The sequence below is a fragment of the Vogesella oryzae genome (assembly GCF_902829295.1).
Lineage (GTDB): Bacteria > Pseudomonadota > Gammaproteobacteria > Burkholderiales > Chromobacteriaceae > Vogesella > Vogesella oryzae.
This window is the reverse complement of the sequence record NZ_CADEPL010000052.1, coordinates 25799-52277: the sequence shown is the minus strand read 5'-3', so window position 1 is coordinate 52277 and position 26479 is coordinate 25799. Positions and strand designations below refer to the sequence as shown.

Genomic DNA, 26479 nt, shown 5'->3' with positions numbered 1-26479 from the left:
GCCATGCTGACTTCTCCCCCACTGCCGCCCAATGCCATCCGCTGGCTGGCAGCGCTCAACATCCATAGTCGCGAGCAATTGCAGACGGTGGGCGTGGTGCGTGCGTTTCTGCTGCTGAAGGCTTGCGGTCACACCGCCACCGAACGGTTGCTGTTCGCGCTGGAGGCAGCGGCACACGGTGAGCACTGGTCGGCACTGGATGATGCCCGCCGCACCGCATTGCGCAGCGCCGTTGCCAGCCATGCACCGGTGCGCCCGCTGCCGTCGCGGGAGGCGCAGCAGTCATTCATGGCCGAGGCATTGGCGCTGGCTGCCGAAGCCGCACGCCACGGCGAGGTGCCGGTCGGTGCGGTGGTGGTGCAGCACGACAGGATCATCGGCCGTGGCTACAACCGGCCGGTAGCCAGCCACGACCCCAGCGCCCATGCCGAAATGCTCGCGCTACGGGAAGCGGCCGCCCACATCGGCAACTACCGGCTGCATGGTTGCCAGCTGTATGTCACGCTGGAGCCCTGTGCCATGTGCGCCGGCGCCATTCTGCACAGTCGGCTGGACCACGTGCTGTACGGTGCCGCGGAAGCCCGCACCGGCGCCGCCGGCAGCGTGCTTAACCTGTTTGCCGAGCGGAGGCTCAATCACCACACCGCCATCGATGGCGGCATTGAAGCGGAAGCGGCTGCGGCACTTCTGGCCGATTTTTTTGCCCAACGCAGGTAACCGAGGAGAGCAGCATGCCCATGCGACCGCGCTGTCTGCCTGCCCTGCTGGCAATACTGGTCATTCCCGCCGCTGCGGCCAACCCGCCGGAAGCGGACTATCTGCTGGCCAGCCAGTTGCAGCCGATGCAGGCAGCCGTCATCAAGTCCAACCCCTATACTCCGGGAAGCCCGTGGCTGGAAATCGGTGTGCATAGCCAGTCGCTGGTGTTCTATGATGCGCGCGGCGTTGCGCGTGCCCATTACACGATCTCCACCGCCAAAAACGGTGTCGGCGAACAAGCCAACAGCTACCAGACACCCCGCGGCTGGCACAGGGTTTGCGAGCGTATCGGTGACGGCGTAACGCCGGGTACCATTATCTACCGCCGCCAGGTCACCCCGTGGATGTACACCGCACAGTTGCACCAGGAATACCCGGACAAGGACTGGATCCTGACCCGCATCCTCTGGCTGTGCGGCATGGAACCCGGCAAGAACCTGGGCGGCACGGTAGATAGCTACGACCGCGCCATCTACATCCATGGCGCCGGCGAACATGTCGCCTTTGGCACTCCGACTTCACGTGGCTGCATCCGGATGCGCAATGAAGATATCGTCGAGCTGTTTGCCCAAACCGGCAATGGCCTGGACGTCCTGATCAACGAAAACCTCTGACCCATGCTGAATCTCACCACCCCCGCGCTGCTGTTCCCGGCGATCTCCCTGTTGTTGCTGGCCTATACCAACCGCTACCTGGCACTGGCCAGCATCATCCGTAACCTGTACGACGACTACCAGCAATCTCCGGATGAAAAGCTGGTGCAGCAGATCGGCAACCTGCGCCGCCGGATTGCACTGATCAAGTGGATGCAGAGTCTGGGCGTGGGCAGCCTGTTCATGTGCGTGCTGGCGATGCTGCAGATTTACACCGGTTGGCCGCAGGTAGCGCAGGTCACCTTTGGCGCCAGCCTGCTGCTGATGATCATGTCGCTGGGCATGTCGCTGCTGGAGCTACGCATGTCCACCGATGCGCTGAATATCCTGCTTTCCGATCTGATTGCCGCCGAGCACAAACGCGGCCGTCGCTGATACGGGCAAAAAAAACCTCCCCCGTGATGGGAGAGGTCAACACCCGTGTCGTACCTGCAAGGTTCCTGATGGAACACGCAATAACCGAGTTATTGCTCTTGAAGCAGCCGTTCAAACCAACCTTGCGAGCCACTTATCGTGTTAGCCCCTGATTCCTCGCCTGGCCTCGTTTAAACAAGCGTTTGAATAGTACTTTTGCCGTTGGCCGCAGGCAAGCAATTTCCACCACAAATCAAACAATCGTTTTATTTGCACCACAAACCGTTGCCTTCCCCTGTCCGATAGCACGGGATTGCCCGCCGTAGAGACCGACAGTGCTAGAATCCGCGGTCCGATTGCCCGACAATCAACAGACTTCAATCCGTATCCGCACCATGAACAGCAGCCAGCAGCAGACGCGCGTGAGCTTCAAGGCCAACGACTCGCTTACCGAACAAATCTCCCAGTTCCTCGGCCACAAGATCGTTACCGGCGACATGCCGCCGGGTACCCGCATCCAGGAATTGCGAATTGCCGCCGAACTGGATGTCAGCCGCGGCTCGGTGCGCGAGGCGCTATTGATCCTGCAGCGACGCCATCTGGTAGATATCTACCCGCGTCGCGGCGCCATTGTCTCCAGCATCAGCCCGGAAGACGTGCGCGAGCTGTTTGCACTGTGGTTCCTGTTGCTGGAACAGGCCGTGGCCAATCTGGCGGCCAACTGGCAGAACGATGACCTCGCCGGCTTCATCGAGCTGATGACCGAACTGGGCGAGCAGCAGCGCAAGAGCGACAGCGAGGCGTTCTACCATTCCGGCGTGAAGTATCTGGAGCAGTTGTACCGCCACTGCGGCAACCGTTATCTGCAGCAGACCCTGTTCGACCTGCTGCCGCAAACGCAGCGCTGCCTGTTCGCCATCCTGCGCGCCGGCAAGAACCAGATCGACCGCACCTACGATTTCCTCGACCGCCTGCTCAAGGCCATCGTGGCACGCGATGCACAGCTACTGCAGCAGATGTTGCGCGAGTTTGCCGTGCAGTACAGCCAGACCGCGCAGGCAGCGGCCACGGTATTGCTCGGCTAGCGCCACAGCACAATAAAAAAGCGGCCAATTGGCCGCTTTTTTATTGCAGGCAAGGTGCTATACCCGCCGCAGATAATCGGCAAAGTAGTACTGCAAACCGTTGGCCGCAACGAGGGCGGGCTGTGGTGTGCACTGCCATTCGTCGGCGGCCAAGGCCGGAAAACGGGCATCACCGGCCACATCCAGTTCGATGTGCGTCAGGCACAGCTTGTCGGCCAGCGGCAACGCCTGCGCGTAAAGATTGGCGCCGCCGATCACGCATACCTCTTCCACCGTCCCCGCCTGCTGCAGTGCCTGCTCGAGCGAGTGCGCCACGGTGACACCTCCATGCTGCCAATCACGCTGGCGGGTAATGACGATGTTCAAGCGGCCAGGCAGCGGCCGGCCGATGGAATCGAAAGTCTTGCGCCCCATGATCACCGGCTTGCCCAGCGTCACCGCCTTGAAGTGTTTCAGGTCTTCCGGCAGGTGCCACGGCAGGGTGTTGTCGATACCGATCACGTTATCGCGCGCCATCGCCGCCACCAGGGTAAGGGTTGGCCGCAGGCTCATACCGCCACCTCCGCCTTGATGTGCGGGTGCGGGTCGTAGCCTTCCAGCGTGAAGTCCTCGAACTTGAACGCGAACAAATCGCGTACCTCCGGATTGATGCGCATGGTCGGCAGCGGCCGCGGTGTGCGCGACAGCTGCAGACGGGTCTGCTCCAGGTGGTTGCTGTACAGGTGCGCATCGCCCAGGGTATGGACGAAGTCCCCCGGCTGCAGGCCGCAGACCTGCGCCACCATCATGGTGAGCAAGGCATAACTGGCAATATTGAACGGCACACCGAGGAAAATATCTGCCGAGCGCTGGTACAGCTGGCAGGACAGGCGGCCGTCGGCCACGTAGAACTGGAACAGGCTGTGGCACGGTGGCAGCGCCATCTCGTCGACCAGCGCCGGGTTCCATGCCGATACGATCAATCGGCGCGAGTCCGGATTGCGGCGGATCATCTCCAGCACGTTGGCAATCTGGTCGATGTGGCGGCCGTCCGGTGCCGGCCAGCTGCGCCACTGGTAGCCATACACCGGCCCCAGCTCGCCGTTGTCGTCGGCCCATTCGTCCCAGATCGACACGCCATTCTCTTTCAGATAACGGATATTGGTGTCGCCGCTGAGGAACCACAGCAGTTCGTGGATGATGGAGCGCAGATGGCATTTCTTGGTGGTAACCAGTGGAAAGCCCTGCGCCAGGTCAAAGCGCATCTGGTAACCGAATACCGAGCGCGTACCGGTACCGGTGCGATCGGACTTGTCGACGCCGTGCTCCAGCACATGGCGCATCAGATCTAGATATTGCTTCATCGGTACCTCGGCATGCATTTTTCGAATCGCGCGATTGTACCTTTATTCCTGCTGCTTTGCGGCCAACCATGCCCGCCTTGATCCGGCTACCGCCTGTCCGATTGATCAAACACCAGCGCAGGATGGCCGCAATCGGCTAACATCGCCGCTTGATAGCGACTTATTGAATACCCGCGAGCAATGGCAGAAGAAAGCGACAAGGAAGACCGCACCGAAGCGCCCTCGCCCCGGCGGCTGGAACAAGCCCGCGCCGAGGGCAATGTGCCGCGCTCGCGCGAGCTATCCACCTTCGTCATTACCGCTACCGGTCTGGCCCTGCTGATGGCAACCGGCAGCAGCATCTATCAGTTCCTGAACAAACTGATGATCGACTGGTTCACCTTCGACCAGCGCAAAGCCATCGACGGTGCGCAGATCCTCGAACAATTCCGCAGCAGCCTGCTGGATGCGCTGATGGTGCTGGCGCCGATCCTCGGCGCGCTGTTTCTGGCTGCGGCCCTCACCCCGCTGAGCATCGGCGGCTGGAACATCACCAGCAAAGGCTTCATGCCCAATTTCGGCAAGCTCAATCCGGCCGCCGGCATCAAGCGCATGTTCTCGGTCCAGGCCGCCACCGAAGGCCTGAAAGCCATCCTGAAAAGTGCCTTGATCGGCGGGGTGGCCACCTGGGTGATCTGGAGCGAGCGCGGCGCACTGGTCGGGCTGGTCAGCATGCCGCTGGATCGCGCCCAGACCCAACTGATCGGCCTGATGGAGCACACCTTCCAGATGGTGGTTGGCGCCATGCTGCTGCTGGTGCTGATCGATGTGCCGTTCCAGTTGTGGCAGTACCAGAAGAACCTGCGCATGACCAAAGAAGAGCTGAAACAGGAATACAAGGAGCAGGAAGGTTCGCCGGAAGTCAAAGGCCGTATCCGCCAGCTGCAACGTGAAGCCGCGCGCAAACGCATGATGCAAGAAGTGCCCAAGGCTAACGTGATCGTCACCAACCCGACCCACTATGCGGTGGCGCTGCAGTACGAGGAAGGCATGGGTGCCCCCAAGCTGATCGCCAAGGGCTCACTGAAACTGGCCGAACGCATCATCGGCAAGGGCAAGGAACACCGCATCGCGGTGCTGCGCGCACCGAGTTTTGCCCGCGCGCTGTATTTCAACGTCGAGCTGAACGAGGCCATCCCGGCCAAGCTGTATACTGCCGCAGCGCAGGTGCTGGCCTATGTCTACCAGCTGCAGCAGTATGAACAGGTCGGTGGCATTTCACCGGTATTCCCGGAAAAACTGCAGGTCCCGCCCGAACTTGACCCCGAATCCAAACGCAATCAACATACTGCGCCCACCGGCACCCCGTAACGAGGCATGAACAAGCTGCTCGAACTGCTCAAGAAAATCGACGTCAACACCCTGGCAGGTCCGATCCTGATCATGCTGGTGTTGTCGATGATGGTGTTGCCGCTGCCACCGCTGCTGCTCGACATCTTCTTCACCTTCAACATTGCCATTTCCATCATCGTGCTGATGGTCGGGGTGAACACGCGCGAACCGCTGGAGTTCTCGTCCTTTCCGACCCTGCTGCTGATTACCACCCTGCTGCGGCTGTCGCTGAACGTCGCCAGTAGCCGCATCATCCTGCTGCAAGGTCATACCGGTACCAGTGCCGCCGGTGCGGTGATCGAGTCGTTCGCCCACTTCCTGATCGGCGACAACATCACCATCGGTATCGTGGTGTTCGTGATCCTGACCATCATCAACTTCGTGGTCATCACCAAGGGTGCCGGCCGTATCGCCGAAGTGTCGGCGCGCTTTACCCTGGATGCGATGCCCGGCAAGCAGATGGCCATCGATGCCGACCTGAATGCCGGCCTGATCGGCGAAGACGACGCCCGCCGTCGCCGTGCCAAGATCACCGAAGAGGCCAACTTCTTCGGCTCGATGGATGGTGCCTCCAAGTTCGTACGTGGCGATGCCGTGGCCGGCATCCTGATCATGGTGATCAACATCGTCGGCGGCCTGATCATCGGCGTGGTACAGCATGATCTGGATGTCGCCACCGCCGCGGAAACCTATACCCTGCTGACCATCGGTGACGGTCTGGTCGCCCAGATTCCGGCGCTGATCATCTCCACTGCCGCCGGTATGGTGGTGGCACGCGTCGGCACCGAAAAAGGCATCTCGGAACAACTGGTCGGCCAACTGTTCGCCAGCCCGACCGTGCTGTATCTCACTGCCGGCGTCATCGGCCTGCTGGGCCTGATTCCCAACATGCCGCACCTGGCGTTCCTGATGATTGCCGGTGCGCTGGCCGGTACTGCCCGCTGGCTGGAAAAAAGCAGCCAGCGCCGGGAAACGGCAGCTGCCGCGGCGCCAGCCGGCGAACAACCGCCACCGTCGGTGCTGGAGCAGCCGCTGGCCGAGGTGGGCTGGAAAGATGTGCAGCCGGTGGATGCGCTGGGGCTGGAAGTTGGCTACCGGCTGATTCCGCTGGTCGATCGCGACCAGGATGGCGAACTGTTGCGCCGCATTCGCGGTATCCGCAAGAAGATGGCGCAGGAGCTGGGCTTCCTGGTGCCGCCGGTCCACATCCGCGACAACCTGGAGATCCGTCCCAATGCCTACCGCATCCTGCTAAAAGGGGTGGAGATCGGCAATGGCGAGGCATATATCGGCCAGTTCCTTGCCATCAATCCGGGCCAGGTCAGCGGCGACTTGCAAGGTACACCGACCACCGATCCGGCCTTTGGCCTGCCGGCCATCTGGATCGATGCCAGCAAACGCGACGAAGCGCAGAACCTTGGCTACACCGTGGTGGATACCAGCACCGTGGTCGCCACCCATATCTCCAACCTGCTGCAGACCCATGCTGCCGAGCTGCTGGGCCGCGAAGAGGTACAGGCCCTGATCGAGCACGTCGCCAAGGAAGCGCCGAAACTGATCGAAGACCTGGTACCCAAAGTGGTACCGATCGGCATTCTGCAGAAAGTGCTGCAGCAGTTGCTGCTGGATGGCATCCACCTGCGCGACTTCCGTACCATCATCGAAACCCTGGCCGACCATGTGGCCATCACCCAGGATATCGACGATCTGACCAGTGCCGTACGCACCGCGCTATCGCGGGCCATCGTGCAGCAGCTGTTCCCTGGGGAACAGGAACTGCCACTGATGACGCTGGAGCCGCAACTGGAAAATATCCTGATGCAGGCGGTAAACAGCAAGGCCGGCGGCGGGCTGGAACCGGGTCTTGCAGAGAATCTGTTGTCCAATGCTGCCCATCAGACAGAGAATGTTGAAAATCAGGGTTACAATCCGGTTCTGCTCACACCGCCTGGATTGCGCCCGCTTTTGGCACGCTTCTTGCGCCGGGCACTGCCGCAACTACGGGTCATTTCTCATAATGAGATACCCGACAGCAAATCCATTCGTATAATTGCGGTGATTGGGGGGAGCAAAGGCTAACGCATAATGGTCGTCAGAAAGTTCTACGGCAAAACTACACGCGACGCACTGCGCCAGGTTCGGGAAGAACTTGGCGCCGATGCGTTGATCCTGTCCAATCGCCCGACGTTGGGCGGTGGGGTAGAGATCATGGCGGTTGCCGATGCTGACGTATCCGCGATTGCCACCACGCTCACGCCACAATCCCAGCCCAAGCCGCCGCGCAACACTGCGCAGCAGCCTGCGGCCAACCCTGCCCCGCCCAGCGGTAGTGGCAGCAGCAACGCGCCGGCCGTGAACCGCGCGCTGGCGCGCACCTACGCCATGCCGGTGGAGCCGCTGGAAGAGCCGCCGGCACCACCGCCGCCGCCCACGCCTCCGCCGCAACCAGAACCGGCACGCAACCAGCCGCAGCCGTTTCTGGAGCATGTACAGCAAAGCAACCGGCGACCGGCAGCCGCCCCCTCCTCGCCGCCGCGCAGCAGCAATGCGGCGGAAACGGATGCCGAACGCGAGCAGATGCAGCAGGAACTCAAGCAGATCAGCGACGAGATCAAGCAGCTGCGCAGCCTGCTGCAAAGCCAGCTGGCCGGTTTTGCCTGGTCGGACATGGAGCAGCGCACCCCCAATCGCGCCGAACTGTTCCGCCACCTGCTGACCGCCGGCTTCAGCTCGACGCTGATCCGCCAGCTCACCCAGAAACTGCCGCCACAATACGATGGCGAAATCGCGCAGAAGTGGGCGCGCTCGGCGTTGATCCACAACCTGAAGTGCATGGACCCGCAGCACGACCCGATCGAAGCCGGCGGCATCTATGCCCTGGTCGGCCCCACCGGTGTCGGCAAGACCACTACCGTGGCCAAGTTGGCCGCACGTGCCACCATGCGCCATGGCGCACAGAACGTGGCACTGATCACTACCGATACCTACCGTATCGGCGCACAGGACCAACTGCGCATTTACGGCAAGATTCTCGGGGTACCGGTGTTCTCGGTACAGAACGAAGGTGACCTGCAACTGACGCTGGCCGACCTCACCCCGCGCAAGATCGTACTGATCGACACCGTGGGCATGAGCCAGCGCGATGCGCGGGTACAAAGCCAGCTGGAAATGTTCAAGCAAGCCGGCCGGCCGGTACAACGGTTGCTGCTGCTGGCCGCCAACGCCGACGGCCATACCCTGGAAGACGTGGTACGCCACTACAAGGGCGAGGGTCTGACCGGCGCCATCGTCTCCAAAATTGACGAAGCCCTGGCATTGGGCCCCAGCCTGGATGTAGTGATCCGCAACCGGCTGCGCCTGTTCTATGTCACCAACGGCCAGCGCGTGCCGGAAGATATCCACGCTGCGCATGCCGAGCTGCTGATCGACCGCGCCTTGCGCGCCGCCCAGCAACACTCGCCGTTCAGCCCGTCCGGTGACGAGCTGAATCTCGTCAACGCCGCACAATCCGGCTGGCTGGGCTGACAACATGAGCGATCAAGCCTCCAGCCTGCGCCAGGCTCGCGCGCAATCCCACTACCCGCCTTCGTTTGCCTTTTTCGGTGGCGAAGGCAGTGGCGTCAGCACCGTGGTGGGCGAACTGACCGCCGCGCTGGCCATGAGCGGCCAACGTCCGCTGCTGGTAGAGCACCAGCCGGGCAACCATCAGGCCCGCCGGCTGGGTTTGCCCACCAGTGCCAGTTTTGCCAGCCTTGCCATCAGTCTGGGCGGTGTCAGCGACCTGCTGGTTAACAACCGCTATGGCCTGAACCTGGTCAATCTGGTCGCCAGCAGCGAGGAACGCACCCGCATGTCGCCGCGGTTATGGCGACGGCTGGCCAGCGAATTCGCGGCGCTGGAAGCCGACAACAGCGTGCTGTTGATCGATGCCCCCGCCCTGACCGATGACCCGGCGCCGCTGTGTATTGCCGACAATCTGGTGCTGGTGCTCAGCCCGGATGCCGACAGCCTCACCCAGGGCTATGCTGCCCTTAAGCGGCTGGCTGGCGATTACGCCCGCCGGCGCTTCAATGTACTGGTCAACCGTGCCAGCGATTTCGACGAAGCGCAGGCCGTGTTCAACCGTCTTAGCGGCGTGGCCGGCGACTACCTGTCGGTGGCGCTGCGCTGGGTAGGCTTCGTCCCGCAGGACAGCACCGTGCGTAAAAGCCAGACCCTGCGCCGCCCCACGGTAGAGGCTTTTGCCGACAGCGAGGCGGCACAGGCCTGCCGCCAGCTGGCGCAAATGCTGCCGCGCTGGCATGCGCCAGACAGCACCACGCAGCGGGCCAGCTATCTGGAACACTTGCTGATGACCACCAAATCGCTCGCAGATCTGACAGGAAGCTGACATGGCAGCCCCCCATAAAATACGCGCCTACGCCCAGGTTGCCGCCACGCGCGAACAGATCGACATCGAACAGCACACCCCGCTGGTGAAAAAGCTGGCCAGCATGCTGGTCGCGCGTCTGCCGGCCAGTGTCGATATCAATGACCTGATCCAGGTCGGCATCATCGGCCTGATGGAAGCCGCCAAACAGTTCGATGCCAGCCAGGGCGTGCAATTCGAGACCTTCGCCAGCCAGCGCATCCGTGGCGCCATGCTGGACGAGCTGCGCCGCGAAGACTGGATGCCGCGCCAGACCCGGCGCAACTCGCGCCAGATCGAGGCCGCGATCAACACGCTGGAACAGCAGCTGGGACGTCCGCCGCTGGAAAGCGAAATTGCCGAGTTCATGGCGTTGCCCCTGGAGCAGTACCAGGAAATGCTGGGTGACTGCCGCGGCATCAGCCTGGTGCATTTTTCCGATTTCGAGGATGACGAAGGCAACAGCAGCGGCCAGCACGTAGAAAACGTGGTGGACGAGAATAGCCACGAGCCGGCCGACATCCTGGCCAGCGCGGCGTTCCGCAATGCGCTGGTGGAAGCCATCAAGCTATTGCCGGAGCGGGACCAGCTGGTGATGAGCCTGTATTACGAACAAGAGTTGAACCTGAAAGAAATTGGCGCCGTACTTGGCGTCTCCGAATCGCGCGTCTGCCAGCTGCACAGCCAGGCGGTTACCCGCCTGCGCAGCCGCCTGCGCGACTGGACTTGATGCGGCCAACCTTTTTGCGCCGCCAGTAAACGGAACCCTACATCTTGGACAAGATCAGTTTTGTCGCCATTCTGGGCGGGCTGACCGCCATTCTGGCCGGTCAGGCACTGGAAGGCGGTCACATCGCCTCGCTGATTCAGGTCACGGCCTTTCTTATCGTCATCGGCGGCACCGCCAGTGCGGTGATGCTGCAATCCACCCCGCGCCAGTTCATGACCGGCTTGCTGATGAGCAAGTGGGTGTTCATGCCGCCCAACTTCGAGTTCGAAAAGCAGATTCGCGACATCGTCGGCTGGAGCAACACCTCGCGCCGTAGCGGCCTCTTGGCGCTGGAAGGCTACCTCAACGCGCAGCACGACCCGTTTACCAAGAAAGCCTTGCAGTTGCTGGTGGACGGCGGCGAGCCGCAGATGATCCGCGATGTGCTGGAAGTGGAACTGGAAGCCCACGAGCACTCCCGCAAGCTGGCCGCCAAGATCTGGGAATCCGCCGGCGGCTACTCGCCGACCATGGGCATTCTGGGCGCGGTTCTGGGGCTGATCCACGTGATGGAAAACCTGTCCGACCCTTCCAAGCTCGGCGGCGGCATTGCCGTGGCCTTTGTCGCCACCGTCTACGGCGTCGGTGCGGCCAACCTGCTGTTCCTGCCGATGGCGCAGAAGCTCAAGCATCTGATCACGCTGGAAAGCACCGCGCGCGAGCTGGTCATCGAGGGCATCGTCGCCATTGCCAGTGGCGAGAACCCGCGCCAGATCGAAGCGCGCCTGCGCGGCTTCCAGGCCATTACCGACTGAACCGCGCCAGCCAGCCAAATGACAACGCCCGCTTTACGCGGGCGTTTTGCTTGCAACACTCGTTCTGCCAATCAGACCGCGGTGGGCAGTTCCAGCAGCTGCGCATTGTCCTGCGGTTTCTTGAGGAATGCCGCCAGCAGCTTGTAGACATCGTGATCGAAGCGCGGCTTGGCCTCCAGCCGCTCGCTGTCGGCGCGGCGCGACCCCAGATAACACCAGCGATCGAACAGGAACTCCTCCCACTCGCCGCTGACCGGATCGGTCTCGCGCACCGCTACCTTGCCGGCATACGGCCATGCTTTCAGCTGCAACCGCGACAGGGCATGCAGCAGGCGGATATTGTGCTCGCCCGCATCCTCCTTGCCGATGCAGGCGCCCTTGCAGCGGCCGCGCTGGTGCGCAAAACAGGCCCCCTTGCGCGCACCGCGCTTTTCCAGTTGCAGGCAGGTCTGGCACAGGCCATTGAACTCGCACACCTCGGTCAGCGCCTTCTTGGCTTCTTTCTGGCTGCGGAACAAGCCGTACAAGCCGGATAGCTGCGAGAAATCGACATCGGCGGCATTCACCAGCTTCGGCAGCAGGAATCCGCTGCCGCCCTGCTGCAACTGGATCGAGCACAGCTCCTGCTCCAGCCGGCCGCGCGGGTTGTGGATAGGCTGCAGCGATTTGACCAGCTCCAGCTCCAGCAGCTGGGCGCCGAACTCGCCGATGGTCTCATGCCACGCCACCCGCTTGATCTGCTGGCTGAGGCGGACTTCCTTGTGCGACGGTTGGCCGCTGCCATAGTGCGCCAGAATGCGGTTGCGCAGGTTGCTGCTCTTGCCCACGTACAGCGGCAGGTCATGTTCGCCGTACAGAGCGTAAACGCCGGCGACATCCGGTAGCTGCTCCAGCAGCTCAGGGTCCATACCCGGCGGCACCGTCGACTGCGCCATCAGCTCGCTGGCCGCCGCCTCCACCGCCTCGCGCCCGAGATTGGCCAGCGACTGCCCCAGAAACTGGTACAGCGCCTCGGCATCGGCCATCGCGCGGTGGCGGGACGGCAACTGGATTTCATGGCGCTGGATGATGCTGTCCAGATTGTGCTTGTAGTGCTGCGGATAGAGCTTGCGCGACAGCTTGACGGTGCACAGCACCTCGCTGCGGAACTTGATGCCGGCACGCTTGAATTCGTTTTTCAGGAAGCCGTAGTCGAAACGCACATTGTGGGCGATGAACAACCGCCCCTGCAGCCTGGCCAACAGCTGCTCCGCCACTTCGGCAAACGGCGGCGCCGTCGCCACCATGTCGTTGCTGATGCCGGTCATCTCCTCGATGAACGGCGGAATGTGCTGCTGCGGGTTGACCAGCATGTCGAAGCGTTCCACCTGCCCGCCGTCGATCAGGATGAGGCCAACCTCGGTGATACGGTCGCGGGTGATGTGGCCGCCGGTGGTTTCCAGGTCGACAATGGCGATGGGACGGTCAAACAGCATGCGGGAACTCGGTGATTACAAAAGGGATTCCGCCACGCGGCAGGGCGCAGAGACTACCACGATTCGCCCGCCGCTTCACCTGCCGCCAGTGCCGGGGCTCAGCCTGCCGGCTGCAACGCCTGCCACACCCGGAAGGCGACCCAGGCATCGTTGGCCGCATACAGTTGCTGCGCCTCGCTCAGGGTACGCAGCGACCAGTTGGAGGTGGACACCTTCTTCGACTTGCGGAAGTACTGGCCGAACAGCTGCGCCACCGCCTGCACCGCGCCGATGGTCAGCCGCTTGTCTTCACACTGGAACAGGTTGCCGATGTCCAGCAGGCGCAGGTCGGTCACGCCGAAACGGTTCTTCAGGTGCGCGCGGTCCGAGCTCAAGTCGAAACCCGCCAGCGTCAAGCCGGGGCGGGCCAGCAAGGCGGCCAAAGCTGGCGGCATCGCCCCCTCGCCCAAGGGAAACAGCCAGGCATGATCGGCAGTAGCCAGCTGCACCAGATGCGGACCGGTAGGCTTCTGCCCCTTGTGAAAGGTTGGCCGCGACTCGGTATCGAAACCCAGTACCGGCTCGCCGGCCAGCCGCTCGGCGGCCGCGGCCAACATCGCTTCGTCCTGCACCAGGGTGATTTGCGACAGTGACAAGCCGGCAAACAGCGGCAGGGTCTTGATTTCGTCGCGGGGAATATGGCGGGTGATCTTCATGGGGCGACACGGTAGCGCAGAACAGGCGCCGTTGCGATAGATATTTGCTGAAAATGCGGCCAACACCGCTTGACGCAATGGCTAGCGCTTGCTGGCCGCTGTCGGCAGCGTGGCCAGGTAGTCGGCCACCTCCTGCTGCAGCCAGGCGGCGAAGATTTCCTGCTTGTAGCGCGAGCTTTCGCGCGGCGGCCACACCAGCCAGCACGGATAGGGATACGGCGCCACGATGCCGGTCAGCTGCACCAGCCGGCCGGCTTCCAGGTCGCGCTGCACCAGGCTGCGCCGCTCCAGGGTAATGCCCTGCCCCTGGCGCACCATCTCCAGGATCAGGTTGGAATCGTTGATCCACAGCCAGGCCTCGCCCGGCTCCTCGATGCCGGCCAGCTGGCACCATGGCTGCCAGCTTTCCACCGAGCGGATCAGTGGCCCGGCCATCACTTGCTGCGGCGTCTGCGGCAAATTGCCGCCGTTGAAAGTCGGCGCCGCCACCATCAGCAATTCGTCGTCGAACAGCTTCTGCTGCTGCAGCCCCTCCCAGTCTCCCTGACCGATGCGGATGCCGACATCCACCAGCCCCTGACGCAGATCGAGAATGTCCAGGCTGGCGCGGATGCTCACCCGGTAGCGCGGGTACAGCGCCTGGAAGCGGTGCAGCCGCGGCAGCAGCCACTGCGAACCGAACGACGGCAGCACCGCCACCGCCAGATCGCCCTCGCGCGGGCGCGCCTGCACCAGCCGGGTGGCTTCGCTCAGTTCCGCCAGGCCGGAGCGGATCTGCAGCGCGTAGAAGCGGCCTTCTTCGGTAAGCCGCAGCCCGCGGCCTTCGCGCATGAACAAGGTCACTCCCAGCAGCTCTTCCAGCAGGCGGATCTGCTGACTGATAGCGGAGTGGGTAACGTGCAGTTCGCCGGCGGCACGGGTAATGCCACCCAGGCGGGCAACGGCTTCGAAACTGCGCAGCGCGGCGAGGGGCGGCAAGGCTTTCATGTAAGAAAAACTAACACGTAGCAACAGAAATTATCAATTTTTCTTTGTGTTTCATTTGCTTATAGTAGCAACACTACTTGGATGGAAACGCAATGGAACACGTACTGCATCTGACCCTGCAACAACACGAGCTGCTGGTGCTGCAACTGCTGCGCCCCGGACAGGTACGCGCCATCAGCGGTGCGCACTGGCTAACCATCAACGGCGAGGACATCTGCCTGCGTGCCGGCGAGCAGGCGCAGCTGCCGGCCGGTAAACTGCTGCTGGAAGGCAACGGCCGCCTCGACCTGCAAGACCTGGCCGCTCTGGCACCGCAAGGCGGCGCCTTGCAGCTGGGCTTAATTTCGGTACGCAACGAACAACAGGAGGTGTCATGCAACTGATCGGCATGCTGGACTCACCCTACGTCAGACGGGTGGCGATTTCACTGCACTTGCTGGGCATCGAATACCAGCATCTGTCGCTATCGGTATTCCGCAACATGCCGGAATTCCGCCAGATCAACCCGGTGATCAAGGTGCCCACCCTGGTCTGCGACGACGGCGAGGTGCTGATGGATTCCAGCCTGATCCTCGACTACCTAGAGCGGCTGGTACCGGCGGAGCGCCGGTTACTGCCGGAGGCATTGCCGGCACGCCAGCATGCGTTGCGGGGCGTTGGCCTGGCGCTGGCCGCGATGGAGAAAGCGGTGCAGGCGTTCTACGAATGCCAGCTGCGTCCGGCCGAAGCGCGGCATGCACCGTGGCTGGCGCGGGTCGAGGAGCAACTGAATGCCGCCTGCGGCCAGATGGAAGACTACCTGCAGCGCCATGCGCCCCAGCCCGCCGCGCTGGATCAGGCCAGCCTCAGCATGGCCGTGGCATGGCGCTTCATCGCCGAGCGGGTGCCGGAACCGGTGCCGGACGGCGCCTATCCGCTGCTGCGAGCCTGGAGCCGGCAGGCCGAAACGCATCCGGCCTTCCTCGCCTGCCCGTTCGAGTAGGCACACCAGCGCTGCTCACACCGCGTGTTACCACGCCTGCAATAAAAAACCGCCCCATGCGTGGGGCGGTTTTTGCGGCCAACCTTGGCGTGGCTCAGGCCGACAGTTCCAGCATCAGCTTGTTGATGCGCTTCACGAAGGCGGCCGGATCTTCCAGCTTGCCGCCTTCGGCCAGCAGTGCCTGGTCGTACAGCACATGCGCCAGGTCTTCGCGACGACCATCATCGCTTTCTGCTGCCAGACGTTTCACCAGCACATGTTCCGGGTTGATCTCCAGCGTCGGCTTGGCGCCTTCCGGCACCGGCTGGCCGGCGGCCTTCAGCATGCGCTCCAGATGGGCGCTCATGTCGTGCTCACCCACCACCAGGCAGGCCGGGCTGTCGGTCAGGCGCGCAGTGGCACGCACATCCTGCACTCGCTCGCCCAGCGCCTTCTGCACCAGTTCCACCAGCGGCTTGGCGGCTTCTTCCACCTGCTTCTGCGCTTCCTTGTCGGCTTCGTCTTCCAGCGCGCCCAGATCCAGCGCGCCCTTGGCCACCGACTGCAGCTTCTTGCCGTCGAACTCGGTCAGCGAGCCGGTTACCCACTCGTCGACGCGATCGGTGAGCAGCAGCACTTCCACGCCCTTCTTCTTGAACACTTCCAGATGCGGGCTGTTGCGCGCGGCGGACAGCGTATCGGCAGTGATGAAGTAGATCTTGTCCTGGCCTTCCTTCATGCGGCCAACGTAGTCGGCCAGCGATACGGTGGGCACATCGCCTTCCGAGCTGGTAGACACGAAGCGCAGCAGTTTGGCGATGCGCTCCTTGTTGGCGAAGTCCTCGCCGACGCCTTCTTTCAGCACCTGGCCGAACTCTTTCCAGAAGGTGGCGTACTTGTCCTGATCGTTGCCCGCCAGGTCTTCCAGCAGGCCCAGTACCTTTTTCACGCAACCGGCGCGGATGGCGTCGATGTCCTTGGATTCCTGCAGGATCTCGCGCGATACGTTCAGCGGCAGATCATTGCTGTCGATCACGCCACGCACGAAGCGCAGGTACTGCGGCATCAGCTTGTTGCTGTCTTCCATGATGAACACGCGACGCACATACAGCTTCACGCCCTGCTTGCGGTCGCGATCCCACATGTCGAACGGCGCGCGCGACGGGATGTACAGCAGCTCGGTGTATTCCTGGCGGCCCTCGACGCGGGCATGGCTCCAGGCCAGCGGCGCGGTGAAGTCGTGCGCCACGTGCTTGTAGAACTCCTGGTACTGCTCTTCGCTGATGTCGTTCTTGTTGCGGGTCCACAGCGCGGAGGCTTCGTTGACGGCTTCGAACTCGTCGCTGACGATCACTTCGCCGTTCTCGCCGTAGCTGTTGCCCTTCTTCATCTCGATCGGAATGGAGATGTGGTCGGAATAGGTACGCACGATGCGCTTGAGCGCCCAGTCGTTCAGCAGCTCGTCCTGACCTTCCTTCAGGTGCAGCACGATCTCGGTGCCGCGGCCAACCTTTTCCACCTGCTCCAGGGTGAATTCGCCCTCGCCCTGCGATTCCCAGCGCACGCCCTCGCTGCTGGCGGCACCGGCACGGCGGGTGGTCAGCGTGACCTTGTCGGCGACAATGAAGGCGGAGTAGAAACCGACACCGAACTGGCCGATCAGGTTGGCGTCCTTCTTGGCATCGCCGGACAGTTGCTCGAAGAAGGCCTTGGTGCCGGATTTGGCGATGGTGCCGATGTTGGCAATCACTTCGTCACGGCTCATGCCGATGCCGTTGTCGGCGATGGTGATGGTCTTGGCTTCAGCATCGAAGGTGATGCGGATTTTCAGTTCCGGATCGTTCTCGAACAGGGCGGCATTGTTCAGCCCCTCGAAACGCAGCTTGTCGGCGGCATCGCTGGCGTTGGACACCAGCTCACGCAGGAAGATCTCCTTGTTGGAATACAGGGAGTGGATCATCAGTTTCAGCAGCTGTTTGACTTCGGTCTGAAAACCCAGGGTTTCTTTCTGTGCGCTCATGGTATGGATGTGCTTAGGTTAAACAAGACAGAGCTGAAAATAGGGCTGCCGCGGTGTATTTCAATACCCCTTGCCGCAACGCGGCGTTGCAGATGCGCGTCTGGGCGTAACAGCCGCGGCAGAAATTACCCATAGTTCCAAAGTAGATAGATTAAGATTAGGCCGTCTGCGCTGCTAGGAAGCGACCCGATGCGTAGTATCAAGACGCGACTCATCATCTGGATTGTGCTGGCTCTGCTGCTGGTTCTGGGCGGCACCGGCTATGTCTCGTATCGCGGCACGCTAACCAGCGAAGAGCATGATTACGCTGAACAGAAAGAGAGTCTGGCGCAGCGTCTTTCGCTGTCCCTCCCCCACGGGGTGTGGCAACTGGATGACGAATTCATCCGTCTGACCCTGGATGCCGAGCTGAAATCCCCTGCCGTGGTGGCGATACGGGTAGAAGGCGATGCCGGCCTCTACCTTGGCCGCCAGCGCAACAGCAATGGTGATCCGGCCTTTCTGGACCGCAATATCAATCCGGTGAGCGACGAGGTCATGGAGCTGCCGGTGATCTACCAGCAGCATGACAACCTGGGCACGGTAAAAATCTATCTATCACGGGCAAGAATCCAGGAACAGCTCACGCTGGAAGTGATGCACCAGGCCATTCAGGCGCTGCTGATCGCAGTCATGATTTCCTTTATCCTGATCCTGCTGTTGCGCAGCTATGTGTTTGCCCCGATCAACCAGCTGCAGCGGGCGTTGCAACTGGCTGCCACGCTGGAAACCAGCGATAGCCTGCAACTGCCGGAAGCTCGCTTCAGCGAGTTTTCCGAACTGGTACACGGCGTCAATGCCATCATCCACAAGATCAGCAGCGAGCTGGGACTGCGCCGGCAGGCCGAAACCATAGCGGTGGCAGAGAAAGAACGCGCCGAATCCGCCTACCGCCAGCTGCTGGAAACCCAGGATTCGCTGATCAAGACCGAAAAACTGGCCTCTCTGGGCTCGCTGGTGGCCGGCGTGGCCCACGAGATCAACACCCCGGTGGGGATTACCCTGACCGCGGCATCGCACCTGTCGCTGGCCACCGGACAGATCAATAATCAGTTCAGCTCCGGCCAGATCAAGAAAAGCGACCTGCAGGACTACCTGCTCAATGCCCAGGAATCCAGTGACCTGATTCTTGCCAACGCCGAACGGGCGGCCAACCTGATCCATAGCTTCAAGCAGGTGGCGGTCGATCAGACCAGCGAGGCGCGGCGAACTTTCGAGCTCAACGAATACCTCAACGAAATCATCACCAGTCTGCGTCCCAAGTTGCGTCGCACCCAGGTACAGGTCGTCATCGACTGCCCGGACAAGCTGGAAATGGACAGCTATCCTGGCGCGCTCTCGCAGGTTGTCACCAACCTGGTGATGAATGCACTATTGCACGCCTATGATGATAAACAGGCCGGTACCATCAGCCTTCACGCCAGCCTGCAGAACGACAAGCAGGTCCAGCTCGTGATCAGCGATGATGGCAAGGGCATCGCACCGGAAAACATGGTGCATATCTTCGAACCTTTTTTCACCACCAAACGCGGTAGCGGCGGCAGCGGTCTGGGCCTGCATATCGTGTTCAACATCGTGTTCAAACGTCTGGGTGGAAAGATTGATGTGGCCAGTACTCCGGGAGAAGGGACCCGGTTTAGCATGGTACTGCCCTGCAGCGCCCCGGAACCCAAGCATGAGGAGCAATCATGAGCAGCATTGACAATAATAACGACGACTGGCTGCTGGACGATGATGACGAGCCGGCGAAGGAGACCTGCCCCGCACGCAAGCCGTGGAAAATCCTGATCATCGACGATGAAAAGGACGTGCATAGCGCTACCCGGCTGGCCATCAAGGACATGCAATACAAGGAGCGGCCGCTACAGCTGCTGAGCGCCTACAGCGCCCAGGAAGGCTTCGACATGCTGTGCCAGCATGACGATGTGGCACTGATCCTGCTGGATGTGGTGATGGAAACCGACAATGCCGGCCTGTTGCTGGTGCAGCGCATCCGCGAGGAGTTGCACAACCATCTGGCGCGCATCGTGTTGCGTACCGGCCAGCCAGGACAGGCGCCGGAGCAGGAAGTCATCCTCAACTACGATATCAATGACTACAAAACCAAGACCGAACTGACGGTGCAGAAGCTGTTCACCACCGTGATTGCCTCCTTGCGCGCCTACGAAAATCTGGTGGCCATCGAGAAAAACCGCCAGGGTCTGTCCAAGATTCTGGAAGGCGCCGCCGACCTGTACCAGCTGCGGTCGCTGAAAGAGTTTGCTTCCGGCGTACTCAAGCAAATCAGTGCCATCCTCGACATCGGCTCCGACGGCGTGCTGTGCATGGAAAACACGCAACAGCAGAACCAGAGTCGGCCTAACCTGGAGGTCCTGGCGGCTACCGGCGCCTTCGAGCCATTGCTGGGGCGCCCGGCCGAAGAAATGGCACCGCTGTACCCAGAGTTGCACTCCGCCATTATCGAGACCCTGCAGACCAAGCACAGCCTGTATCGTCATCCGGTGGACGTGCTGTATATCGCCTCGCAGAACGGCCGCGAGTTCGTCGTGCACTTCTCGCCACCGTGGCCGCTGGAGGATGTCGAGCGCGATCTGCTGGAAGTGTTCTGCCAGCGGATTTCATCCGCCTACGACAACCTGTATCTCTACACCCAGCTGCTCAAATCGCAGGAGGCCACCGTGGTCGCCCTGGCGGATCTGGCGGAATTCCGCGACAGCGATACCGGCGATCACGTGCTGCGCGTGCAGCAGCTGAGCGATGCCATTGCCGGTGAACTGCAGCAGATGGGCGCGTATCCGGAATTGCTGACGCCGGCCTTCATGGACATGATCGGCATGGCCAGCATCCTGCACGATGTCGGCAAGGTCGGCACCCCTGACCACATCCTGTTCAAACCGGGCAAACTGGACCCGGACGAACGCATCATCATGGAACAGCATGCCAGCATCGGTGCCAGCATCCTGTCCAAAGCCAGCGCGATGGTGGAAGGCGCCAGCTACCTGTCGCTGGGCGCCGAGATTGCCGGCGGTCACCACGAGTACTTTGACGGCAGCGGTTATCCCAACCAGCTACAGGGGCAGGCTATCCCCTTGTCCGCCCGCATCGTGGCGGTAGTGGATGTGTTCGATGCGCTGCTGCACAAGCGGCCGTACAAACAGCCATGGCCATTGCAGGAGGTGATGGACTACATCGCCGGCCGCGTCGATACCCAGTTCGACCCCAAGGTGGTACAAGCCTTGCAACGATTGATCAACCACAACAAGCTGCCACCACAACTGCTGGGGCCGTTACAGAACAACTGACCCCGTGCCGGGGTTGGCCGCAGCATGAAAAAAGGGCGGGGATAATCCCGCCCTTTTCTATTACCTGCTGGCTGCGTATCAGGCGCCCAGCGCGGCAAACACTTCGTCACGCACGGTTTCTACTGCCTGCACGCCATTAACCTTCACGTACTGCGGCGCCTTGCTGTCGCCGGAGGCAGCCATTTGCGAGTAGAAGCCAACCAGCACTTCGGTCTGCTCGTGGTACACGTCCAGGCGCTTCTTCACGGTTTCGGCCTTGTCGTCGTCACGCTGTACCAGCGCTTCGCCGGTCACGTCATCCACGCCTTCCACCTTCGGCGGATTGTATTTCACGTGGTAGGTACGGCCGGAGGCCACATGCACGCGGCGGCCGGACATGCGGTCGATAATGGTTTCGTCCGGCACGTCGATCTCGACCACAAAGTCGATGTCCACACCGGCTTCCTTCATCGCTTCAGCCTGCGGAATGGTGCGCGGGAAACCATCGAACAGGAAGCCGTTGGCGCAATCAGCCTCGGCAATACGCTCTTTCACCAGGCCGATGATGATGTCGTCGCGCACCAGGCCGCCGGCATCCATGATCTTCTTGGCTTCCACGCCCAGCGGGGTGCCAGCCTTGACCGCGGCACGCAGCATGTCGCCGGTGGAAATCTGCGGAATGCCGAATTTTTCCTTGATGTAGTTGGCCTGGGTGCCTTTACCTGCGCCCGGAGCGCCCAACAGAATCAGCTTCATCGTTTACTCCCATTCAGTTAATTGTTGTGCTATGCGGTGTATCCGGCCACCACGGCGCGTACCCGTTCCAGATCTTCCGGGGTATCCACGCCGGCAGCAGGCGCTTCGGCGACGCATTCCACGGCAATGGCATGGCCATGCCACAGCATGCGTAACTGCTCCAGCGCCTCGAACTGCTCCAGGGGGGCGGGTGCCAGCTGGCTATAGGTGTGCAGCAGGCTGGCGCGGTAAGCGTACATGCCGATGTGGCGATATACCGGCAAACCGGCCGGCAACGATTCCTTGCTGGTGGCAAAGGCATCGCGTGCGTAGGGAATGGGCGCACGGCTGAAGTACAGCGCATGCCCCTGCTTGTCCAGCGCCACCTTGACCACGTTCGGATTGAACATGTCGGCAGCACTGTGAATGTCATGGGCCAGGGTCGCCATCGGCGCGCGGCTTTCCTGCAGCAGCGCAGCCAGGCGATCGATCAGCGCCGGCTCGATCAGCGGCTCGTCACCCTGCACGTTCACCACCACGGTGTCATCCGCCAGGGCCAGCAGGCTGGCCACCTCGGCCAGACGGTCGGTACCGCTGGGATGATCGGCGCGGGTCAGTACCACTTCCACGCCATACTGCTCACAGGCGGCCACGATACGCGGGTGGTCGGTAGCGACCACCACACGGTTGGCCGCAGACAGGCGCGCTCGCTCTGCCACGCGTACGACCATCGGCTTGCCGCCGATGTCGGCCAGCGGCTTTTCCGGCAGGCGGCTGGACGACAGCCGCGCCGGAATCACCACCAGGAAGCCGTTCATTGCACTTCTTCCTCGGGCGCCAGCTCGCGGGCCTCGCTCTCCAGCATCATCGGGATGCCATCGCGAATCGGGTAGGCCAGACGATCACCCTTGCAGATCAGTTCCTGCTTTGCCTTGTCCAGCTGTAGTGGACCCTTGCACAACGGGCAAACCAGAATCTCGAGAAATTTAGCGTCCATGGAGTTCTTTCAATCGGGACAAAATCCAGCCGGCCAAATCTGGCTGCAGCTGTGCCGTTACCGGCAGGAACCATAGTCTAGCATGATTGACGCACTGCAACTTCACCGCGTCCTTACTGGTCACAATCACCGCATCCGCATCGTCCGGAATGTCCGCCACCACAAAGTCGTGGTGGTCCGGCAGTGCGATAGTGCGCTGCAACACCAGCCCCATGCCGCGCAGGGTGGCAAAGAAACGTTCCGGGTTGCCGATACCGGCCATCGCCACCACTTTCAAGCCGGAAAAATCGGCCGCCTGCCGCGGTGGCTGGGCTCCCGCCAGGTGCTGGAACAGGCCAGGCTGCAGGCGTTGTGCAAACAGCGGCACCTGCGGCGGCCAGTCGATAGCGGTACGGTGCTCGCCGTTGACCACGATGGCATCCACCGTCGTCAGCCGCGCCGCCTTTTCACGCAGTGGGCCGGCCGGCAGCAGGTGGCCGTTACCCAACCCGCGCTCGCCATCCACCACCACGATCTCCAGCGTGCGACGCAGGGCGTAATGTTGCAGCCCATCGTCACTGAGCAGCAATTCGACTTCCGGATGATGCGCCAGTAACAGTTCACCGGCAGCCACCCGATCGCGCCCCACCACCACCGGTGCGCCGCTAGCGGCCAACAGCAGCGGTTCGTCCCCTACCAGGCTGGCCGGGGTATCGCGGCCAACCTCGGTCGGCTGGCGGTGGCTGCCGCCATAGCCACGGCTGATCACCCCCACCCTGACGCCACGCTCGGCAAAGGCCTGCAGCAATGCCAGTGTCAGCGGGGTCTTGCCGACGCCGCCGACATTGATATTGCCGATCACCACCACCGGTACCGGCAGTGCCCGGCTGCGCTTGATGCCGTAGCGGAACAGCCTGCGGCGCACTGCGGCCAACAGTGCAAACAGCCCTTCGGGCAAGGCCAGAAGGGCTGTCATCCACCAGCGCGGCTGGTACCAGTGTTGCTCCAGCCGGTTCACTTCGGTCCCATCTGGGTGGCAAACGTCAGCTGTGCCAGGCCGGCATAACGCGCTGCCTCCATCACCGTCACCACCGCCTGGTGCGTAGCCAGGGCGTCGGCATTGATGATGACGACCGGCTGGGTCTTGCCGCTGGCCTGCGCCTTCAGCAGATCGGTAAGCGCGCTGACGGTCATCGCCGCCGGCGCAACGCCGTTGACACGGTATTGACCCTGCTGGCTGACCTCTACCCGCAGCGGGCTGTTCTTCTGCTCCTCGGCCTTGCCCTCGGCTTGCGGCAGATTCACCTGCAGTTCGGAGAAGTGCGAGTAAGTGGTGGTGACCATCAAGAAGATCAGGATCACCAGCAGCAGGTCGATCAGCGGGATGAAGTTGATTTCCGGCTCTTCACGATGGCCGTGACGGCGAAAATTCATGCTCAGTCTCCGCGGCGGTCGCCGTGAATGGCTTCCACCAGCCGTACCGCCTGCGCTTCCATTTCCACCAGGAAATCATCCACCCGGGCGCGGAAGTGGCGGTAGAAAATCATGCTCGGGATCGCCACTACCAGGCCGAAGGCCGTGTTGTACAGCGCCACCGAGATACCATGCGCCAGCACCCGCGGGTCGGTACCGGCCGGCGATTGCGAGCCGAAAATCTCGATCATGCCGATCACGGTGCCCAGCAGACCGAGCAGCGGCGACATGGCGGCAATGGTGCCCAGCGTGGTGAGGTAGCGGCCCAGCTGGTGCGCGACGATACGGCCTTCGTCTTCGATGGCCTCTTTCATTACCTCGCGCGAGCTGCCTACCTGGCGCAGACCGGCGGCAAACAGGCGGCCCAACGGCGAATGGCGCTGCAACTCAACAATGGCGTCACGCGCGGCGCCGGCACGGCGATACTCCTGCAGGGACTGGGCCAGCAGGCCTTTTGGTACCACCAGCGGCGCCCGCAGGCTGTAAAAACGCTCCAGGGTAATGGTGAGGGAGATGACAGAGGCGAGGATGATGGTCCAGATCGGCCAACCGGCGGCTTCGATGATAGACAACACGATGGGGATTCTCCCTTTATTGGGCAAGCGCTAAACTTTATCGGGTAGGCTGCATTGGCGCAACACGCATGATCCGCGCATCATGCTTCTTGAATGCTATTTAAGTTCCCCGCCTAAGTATCGATTTTTTCAGCGCTTTTACCGTTCATCCACAAAATCTGTGGATAACCCTGTGGATGAAGTCACCGCAATGACAAAAAAACCTGCTGCAACAAGCCTGCGGCTGGAATGCCCACAAATTGCGCCATCAACACAAGCTGTTGTTTTTAAAGGTTTTTGATTTTATTTATGCATATATCGCACGACATGCATGATATGCAATCGCCGTACTCTTTCGCCCATAACCCGCTGTGGATGACTTGACAAGCATGTTTTTCTCCGCAAACCAAAACGATGTCATCTCGGTTGCCACGCTTAACCGCATGGCGCGTGACCTGCTGGAATCCGGCCTGCCGCCGATGTGGATCGGCGGCGAGATTTCCAACCTTACCCTGGCGGCATCCGGTCACGGCTACTTCTCGCTGAAAGACAGCAATGCGCAGATCCGCTGCGTGATGTTCCGTAACAAGCTGTCGCAGCTGGATTTTCGCCTCAGCGAGGGCATGCAGGTCGAGCTGCGCGGCACGGTCACCCTGTACGAGGCGCGCGGTGATTACCAGATCAATGTCGACACCTTGCGCGCTGCCGGACTGGGCCGGCTGTACGAAGCCTTTGCCCGCCTGAAAGCCAAACTCGAAGCCGAAGGATTGTTCGACAATCAGCGCAAGCAAGCACTACCGCCCAGCCCGCAGCGGGTCGGCATCGTCACCTCGCCGGCCGCCGCCGCGCTGCGCGATGTGGTCACCACCCTGCGCCGGCGCATGCCGGCCATCGAGCTGATTCTCTATCCCTGCCAGGTACAGGGCAGCACCGCACCGGCGCAGATCGTGGCGGCGATCAATGCGGCCAACCGCCGCGCCGAGGTCGACGTGCTGATCGTGTGTCGCGGCGGCGGCAGCATCGAGGACCTGTGGGCGTTCAACGATGAAGCGGTGGCACGCGCCATTGCCGCCAGCCAATTGCCGGTGGTCAGCGGCATCGGCCATGAGACCGACTTCACCATCGCCGACTTCGTGGCCGATCGCCGCGCGCCGACCCCGACTGCGGCGGCAGAAATGGTCTCGCCCAGCCGCGAGGCGTTGCAGCAAGGGCTGGACCTCACCCGCCGCCAGCTGGAACGCGCGCTGTCGCGGCTGCTGACCGACAAGACCCAGCAGCTGGATTACCTTGGCCGCCGCCTGCAGCATCCGGGCGACAAGCTGCAACAGCAGCAGCAAAAGCTGGGGCAATACCAGCTGCAGCTGCGCCAGCGCCTGCAGGAGATCCTGCGCCAACGGCAATGGCGGCTGGATAGCCTGCGCTACCGGCTGGCACAAGGCAAACCCGCGTTGCCACGGCTGCAGCAGGCGTTACAACAGCGCCAGCAGCAGCTGCAAGCCACGATCCATCGCCAGCTGGCGCAACAGCAGCTGGCGCTGGGCAAACTGGAGGCGACACTGCTGGCGATGAATCCGGAAGCGGTACTGGCCCGCGGTTACGCCATCGTGCAGAACGAGGCCGGCAAGGTGATCCACTCCCCCGCCGAACTGCATGAAGGGGAAGCCATCCGCCTGCAACTGGCCGACGGTAGCGCCCGCGCGCGGGTGGAGCTGGAACACGGCACCCAGAGCCAGTTGCCGTTCTGAACGTTGGCCGCAGACCTTGCGGCCAACGTTGTCTCCACCCG

At 62.0% G+C, this 26479-nt stretch carries 27 protein-coding genes; 15 read left to right on the top strand and 12 right to left on the bottom strand.

Translation table 11 applies throughout. The features are described 5' to 3' along the window. Positions 1–3 precede the first annotated feature (3 nt). The 4 genes from tadA (at position 4) to HU218_RS13790 (ending at position 2851) form a co-directional block, all read left to right on the top strand. Positions 4–717, top strand: coding sequence for a tRNA adenosine(34) deaminase TadA (gene tadA, locus HU218_RS13805; protein ID WP_174875513.1), 714 nt, complete (start codon positions 4–6; stop codon positions 715–717). Positions 718–731: 14 nt separating this feature from the next. Next, positions 732–1373: a L,D-transpeptidase gene (locus tag HU218_RS13800; protein WP_246211171.1), complete on the top strand. Its 642-nt coding sequence runs from the start codon at positions 732–734 to the stop codon at positions 1371–1373. Between the two features lie 3 nt (positions 1374–1376). Further along, on the top strand, positions 1377–1787 hold the full coding sequence (locus HU218_RS13795; protein ID WP_174875512.1) for a DUF2721 domain-containing protein: 411 nt from the start codon (positions 1377–1379) through the stop codon (positions 1785–1787). Positions 1788–2161: 374 nt separating this feature from the next. Continuing rightward, complete coding sequence (locus HU218_RS13790; protein ID WP_246211169.1) at positions 2162–2851, top strand: GntR family transcriptional regulator; 690 nt, start codon at positions 2162–2164, stop codon at positions 2849–2851. Positions 2852–2908: 57 nt separating this feature from the next. Here the strand turns inward: HU218_RS13790 and HU218_RS13785 are convergent, their stop codons facing one another. After that, positions 2909–3403: a dihydrofolate reductase gene (locus tag HU218_RS13785; protein WP_174875511.1), complete on the bottom strand. Its 495-nt coding sequence runs from the start codon at positions 3401–3403 to the stop codon at positions 2909–2911. Then, complete coding sequence (locus HU218_RS13780) at positions 3400–4194, bottom strand: thymidylate synthase (RefSeq protein ID WP_174875510.1); 795 nt, start codon at positions 4192–4194, stop codon at positions 3400–3402. The genes HU218_RS13785 and HU218_RS13780 overlap by 4 nt, the downstream gene beginning before the upstream one ends. Positions 4195–4374: 180 nt before the next feature. On the opposite strand from HU218_RS13780, the gene flhB reads away from it, so the two are divergent. The 6 genes from flhB to HU218_RS13750 are packed head-to-tail and all read left to right on the top strand — an operon-like array spanning position 4375 to position 11497. Beyond that, positions 4375–5544: a flagellar biosynthesis protein FlhB gene (gene flhB, locus HU218_RS13775; RefSeq protein ID WP_174875509.1), complete on the top strand. Its 1170-nt coding sequence runs from the start codon at positions 4375–4377 to the stop codon at positions 5542–5544. A gap of 6 nt (positions 5545–5550) precedes the next feature. Continuing rightward, on the top strand, positions 5551–7644 hold the full coding sequence (gene flhA, locus HU218_RS13770) for a flagellar biosynthesis protein FlhA (RefSeq protein ID WP_174875508.1): 2094 nt from the start codon (positions 5551–5553) through the stop codon (positions 7642–7644). 6 nt (positions 7645–7650) lie between these two features. After that, a complete protein-coding gene (gene flhF / locus HU218_RS13765) occupies positions 7651–9090 on the top strand; it encodes a flagellar biosynthesis GTPase FlhF (RefSeq protein WP_174875507.1) in 1440 nt (479 codons plus the stop codon). Positions 9091–9094: 4 nt separating this feature from the next. After that, positions 9095–9955 (top strand): MinD/ParA family ATP-binding protein, encoded by an 861-nt coding sequence (locus tag HU218_RS13760; RefSeq protein ID WP_174875506.1) that lies wholly within the window; start codon positions 9095–9097, stop codon positions 9953–9955. Between the two features lies 1 nt (position 9956). Beyond that, on the top strand, positions 9957–10703 hold the full coding sequence (locus HU218_RS13755) for an RNA polymerase sigma factor FliA (RefSeq protein WP_174875505.1): 747 nt from the start codon (positions 9957–9959) through the stop codon (positions 10701–10703). A 44-nt stretch (positions 10704–10747) separates the two neighbouring features. Next, positions 10748–11497, top strand: a complete 750-nt coding sequence (locus tag HU218_RS13750) for a flagellar motor protein (protein ID WP_174875504.1) — start codon at positions 10748–10750, stop codon at positions 11495–11497. Positions 11498–11568: 71 nt separating this feature from the next. On the opposite strand, the gene HU218_RS13745 is transcribed toward HU218_RS13750, so the two are convergent. The 3 genes from HU218_RS13745 to HU218_RS13735 form a co-directional block, all read right to left on the bottom strand. Next, positions 11569–12972 carry an exonuclease domain-containing protein gene (locus HU218_RS13745; protein WP_174875503.1) on the bottom strand — a complete coding sequence of 468 codons (1404 nt, stop codon included), beginning with the start codon at positions 12970–12972 and terminating at the stop codon, positions 11569–11571. Between the two features lie 98 nt (positions 12973–13070). Further along, complete coding sequence (locus HU218_RS13740) at positions 13071–13667, bottom strand: 3'-5' exonuclease (protein WP_174875502.1); 597 nt, start codon at positions 13665–13667, stop codon at positions 13071–13073. Between the two features lie 81 nt (positions 13668–13748). After that, complete coding sequence (locus tag HU218_RS13735) at positions 13749–14654, bottom strand: LysR substrate-binding domain-containing protein (protein WP_174875501.1); 906 nt, start codon at positions 14652–14654, stop codon at positions 13749–13751. Between the two features lie 92 nt (positions 14655–14746). On the opposite strand from HU218_RS13735, the gene HU218_RS13730 reads away from it, so the two are divergent. Continuing rightward, positions 14747–15037, top strand: coding sequence for a DUF2917 domain-containing protein (locus HU218_RS13730; protein ID WP_174875500.1), 291 nt, complete (start codon positions 14747–14749; stop codon positions 15035–15037). Then, positions 15028–15636 (top strand): glutathione S-transferase family protein, encoded by a 609-nt coding sequence (locus HU218_RS13725; protein ID WP_174875499.1) that lies wholly within the window; start codon positions 15028–15030, stop codon positions 15634–15636. The genes HU218_RS13730 and HU218_RS13725 overlap by 10 nt, the downstream gene beginning before the upstream one ends. Positions 15637–15730: 94 nt before the next feature. Here HU218_RS13725 and htpG read toward each other — a convergent pair whose 3' ends face one another. After that, positions 15731–17635, bottom strand: a complete 1905-nt coding sequence (gene htpG / locus HU218_RS13720; protein WP_174875498.1) for a molecular chaperone HtpG — start codon at positions 17633–17635, stop codon at positions 15731–15733. Between the two features lie 189 nt (positions 17636–17824). Here htpG and HU218_RS13715 point away from each other — a divergent pair, with 189 nt between their 5' ends. Together HU218_RS13715 and HU218_RS13710 are read left to right on the top strand one after the other, a co-directional pair. Further along, positions 17825–19366, top strand: coding sequence for a sensor histidine kinase (locus HU218_RS13715; RefSeq protein ID WP_174875497.1), 1542 nt, complete (start codon positions 17825–17827; stop codon positions 19364–19366). Then, on the top strand, positions 19363–20976 hold the full coding sequence (locus HU218_RS13710) for a DUF3369 domain-containing protein (RefSeq protein ID WP_174875496.1): 1614 nt from the start codon (positions 19363–19365) through the stop codon (positions 20974–20976). Before HU218_RS13715 ends, HU218_RS13710 begins: the two co-directional genes overlap by 4 nt. A 78-nt stretch (positions 20977–21054) precedes the next feature. On the opposite strand, the gene adk is transcribed toward HU218_RS13710, so the two are convergent. From adk to HU218_RS13680, 6 genes are read right to left on the bottom strand one after another with little or no spacing between them, the layout of a single operon-like run. Further along, positions 21055–21711, bottom strand: a complete 657-nt coding sequence (adk, locus tag HU218_RS13705) for an adenylate kinase (protein ID WP_174875495.1) — start codon at positions 21709–21711, stop codon at positions 21055–21057. Positions 21712–21740: 29 nt separating this feature from the next. Next, positions 21741–22508: a 3-deoxy-manno-octulosonate cytidylyltransferase gene (gene kdsB, locus HU218_RS13700; RefSeq protein ID WP_174875494.1), complete on the bottom strand. Its 768-nt coding sequence runs from the start codon at positions 22506–22508 to the stop codon at positions 21741–21743. Further along, positions 22505–22687, bottom strand: coding sequence for a Trm112 family protein (locus tag HU218_RS13695; protein ID WP_017506910.1), 183 nt, complete (start codon positions 22685–22687; stop codon positions 22505–22507). Before HU218_RS13695 ends, kdsB begins: the two co-directional genes overlap by 4 nt. Beyond that, on the bottom strand, positions 22677–23642 hold the full coding sequence (lpxK, locus tag HU218_RS13690) for a tetraacyldisaccharide 4'-kinase (RefSeq protein WP_246211167.1): 966 nt from the start codon (positions 23640–23642) through the stop codon (positions 22677–22679). Before lpxK ends, HU218_RS13695 begins: the two co-directional genes overlap by 11 nt. A 38-nt stretch (positions 23643–23680) precedes the next feature. Then, positions 23681–24100: an ExbD/TolR family protein gene (locus tag HU218_RS13685; RefSeq protein ID WP_174875492.1), complete on the bottom strand. Its 420-nt coding sequence runs from the start codon at positions 24098–24100 to the stop codon at positions 23681–23683. A 2-nt stretch (positions 24101–24102) separates the two neighbouring features. Continuing rightward, the gene (locus HU218_RS13680) at positions 24103–24714 is read right to left on the bottom strand and encodes a MotA/TolQ/ExbB proton channel family protein (RefSeq protein ID WP_174875491.1); all 612 of its coding nucleotides are present in this window, start codon (positions 24712–24714) and stop codon (positions 24103–24105) included. Between the two features lie 368 nt (positions 24715–25082). Here HU218_RS13680 and xseA point away from each other — a divergent pair, with 368 nt between their 5' ends. Then, on the top strand, positions 25083–26438 hold the full coding sequence (gene xseA, locus HU218_RS13675; protein WP_174875490.1) for an exodeoxyribonuclease VII large subunit: 1356 nt from the start codon (positions 25083–25085) through the stop codon (positions 26436–26438). Positions 26439–26479 lie beyond the last annotated feature (41 nt).